The following is a 2473-nucleotide window of genomic DNA, read 5'->3' on the forward strand; positions in this document are numbered from 1 at the left end:
TCGTCACCGGCCCGTCGCAGCCAGCGCAGCGAAGTTGGGGGTGGGCTGCGATCACCCAAAGACAGGTCCAGGGCTGCACGACGGTCTTGCGCCGCCACCAGGGCACCCACCGCACCGAGCGGATTTTGCCAGTTGGAGTCATGGTTACCGCTCCTTCATCAAGGCGTGCTGCATCCGATAGCTCTCGCCTTCGAACAGCACCAAGTGCCCATGGTGCGCCAGTCGGTCAATCATGGCGGCGGTCATCTGGTCGTCGGTGAACACGGTGCCCCACTTGGAAAATTCCAAGTTTGTGGTGAGAATGAGGCTCCGGGTTTCGTAACTGTCCGCCACCACCCGAAACAGCAGTTGGGCGCCCTCGCGGTCGATGGGCAGGTAGCCCCACTCATCCAGGATGAGCAGGTCCGTGCGCTGTAGTTCCATGAAGGCGCGCTCCAACGTCCCGGTCTTGAGCGCTTCCGTCAGCCGCACGACCAAACCGGTCACGGTGAAAAAGCGAACCGTCTGGCCCCGTTCGCACGCGGCCAGTCCGAGTGCCGTACTAAGGTGGGTCTTCCCTAAACCGACCCCGCCAAAAAATACCAGATTCCGGTGGTCGCGGATGAAGGTCCCCTGCTCCAGATCCTCCCAGGTCAGGGTGCTCGGCAGCTGCGCGACGCGGCGATCGAAGTCCGCCAGGGTCTTATGCGCCGGGAACCCGGCGCGAGACATCAGGCGGGCCCGGCGGCCAACTTCGCGATTGGCCAGTTCGGCCGCCATGACCTCTTCCAAGAAGACCTCTTGCATCGGCGCGGCCTGTTCGCAGAGCGTGACCGCCGTTTGGCTCCACGACAGTCGCTTGCAGTAGGCGGCAATCCGCTCGCGCCGTTCCCGGCGCGCCTTCGGGAGGATCATCGCCCCACCCTCCCCGCGAGTAACGTATCGTAGCGGAGCAGATCCACGACGTTCGATGGCTCCAGCGGCGCCAACGCCATCCGTCGCCCCAAAGCGACAATGTCCGCGGTCTGGATCCGCTCGGCGGCTACCGCCTCCTCCAGGGCTCTAACGGCATGATCGAAGCCCCATCGGTCGGCACATTGAGCCACCCCTTCGAGGGCGGCCTGCAAATCGGCACGCATCGCGCGGTCCAAGGCCACCCGCACCGCCTCGGGCATGCCGGCTCGCAACGGACTGTTGCGCCAGGCACCGGGTCTTTGCGCGACCCGATGGACCGTGGTACGGTAATCCGTGGAGTCGGATCGGTCCGGGCCGTAGACCCGGTCGTGGCGGGTCAAAATGCGGCCGTCAGCCGCCATGGGTTCCACCGAATGCGCCCCGACCCGAACAATGATCGCCTGTTCGGCACACTCGGGTGCCGAGGAGTACCAATGTTGGCCTTCCAGACAAAAGCGGCCTTGGCGATCGGTGCGCACTTGGGTATAGCGGTACGGCGCGAAGGCCTGCGGCGGGAGTGCCCGCAGCGCCTCGCGATCGTCCGCAAAGAGCGTGGCAACCGGCTGCCCCTTCTTGTAATGCTGCCGTGCCCAATGCCGCTCGCTCCGGGTGAGGAGCGCCCGATTCATGGCGAGCAAATCCGGGACGTCCGGAACGGGCACCAATAAATTGCGGCGGAAATAGCCCACCTTGTTCTCGACGTTCCCCTTTTCGTGCCCGGCATAGGGGTTGCAAAAGGTCGTCTCAAACCCATAGTGGGCTTGGAAGCGGGCAAAGAGCTCCGCCATTCGAACCCGCTCTCCTACCCGCCGCCCCACACCGCTGGCATTGTCGAACACGAGACGGGTGGGCACTCCGCCCAGATGCTCAAACAGGTCCACGAGTCCGTGGACGACGCATTCCGCGTTCTCGCCCCGGAACAGTTGCAAGTAGCCCGCATTGCTGTGCGGAAAGCTGAGACAGAAGGCATGGATCCGCATGATGGTGCCCTGCTCGACGATGTCCGCCTGTCCGAAATCCACTTGGGCTTCGCCTGGGGGCCATTCCAAGGGGAGGGTCCCCGTGGTCGGCGCCGTGCGGCGCCGCTCCTGGACATAGCGGCTGACCGTCCGATACGAGACTGTCCGGTCCGGAAATTCCTCGCCCAACCGGTCAAAAACACGCTGCGCGGTGTGGCGTTGTTTGTACCAGTGATGGGCGTCCTCTGCCAGCCAGGCGTCAATGGTGGCTTTGTACGGATCGAGTTTCGAGGCCCGCACGCGTTTCACCGGCGCGGTGGGTGAAAAGTCCGTCTGTTGCAGATATTTCCGGACAGTCTTGCGGTCGCAGCCGAGCTCCTCGGCAATCGCGGACACGCTGTAGCCCCGGGCCTGCAGCACCTTGATCTGATGAATCATCGACATTCGAAGCATCCTTCCTCAATTTCCTCCTCTCGGCGGGGTGGAAACACCCCCATTGACCATCCGAGAAGGGTGAGGACAGTGGCAACTCTTAATGGCCATTTTGGGGAATTCTTAGTGGCAAAACTGGGGAAAAACGA

The 2473-nt window shown here is 63.2% G+C and carries 2 protein-coding genes; both read right to left on the minus strand.

The annotated features are described in order from the left end of the window. Positions 1 to 144: 144 nt before the first annotated feature. On the minus strand, positions 145 to 894 hold the full coding sequence (gene istB / locus HIJ39_RS22495) for an IS21-like element helper ATPase IstB (protein WP_169103272.1): 750 nt from the start codon (positions 892 to 894) through the stop codon (positions 145 to 147). Beyond that, positions 891 to 2336, minus strand: a complete 1446-nt coding sequence (gene istA, locus HIJ39_RS22500; RefSeq protein WP_169103273.1) for an IS21 family transposase — start codon at positions 2334 to 2336, stop codon at positions 891 to 893. Before istA ends, istB begins: the two co-directional genes overlap by 4 nt. Positions 2337 to 2473 lie beyond the last annotated feature (137 nt).

Origin of the sequence: Sulfobacillus harzensis (genome assembly GCF_012933365.1) — a bacterium.
Classification (GTDB): domain Bacteria; phylum Bacillota; class Sulfobacillia; order Sulfobacillales; family Sulfobacillaceae; genus Sulfobacillus_B; species Sulfobacillus_B harzensis.

What these genes read in the sequence shown, in the direction of transcription:
- istB (WP_169103272.1), bottom strand. Translation starts at nt 894, where the DNA reads ATGATCCTCCCGAAGGCGCGCCGGGAACGGCGCGAGCGGATTGCCGCC.
- istA (WP_169103273.1), bottom strand. Translation starts at nt 2,336, where the DNA reads ATGTCGATGATTCATCAGATCAAGGTGCTGCAGGCCCGGGGCTACAGC.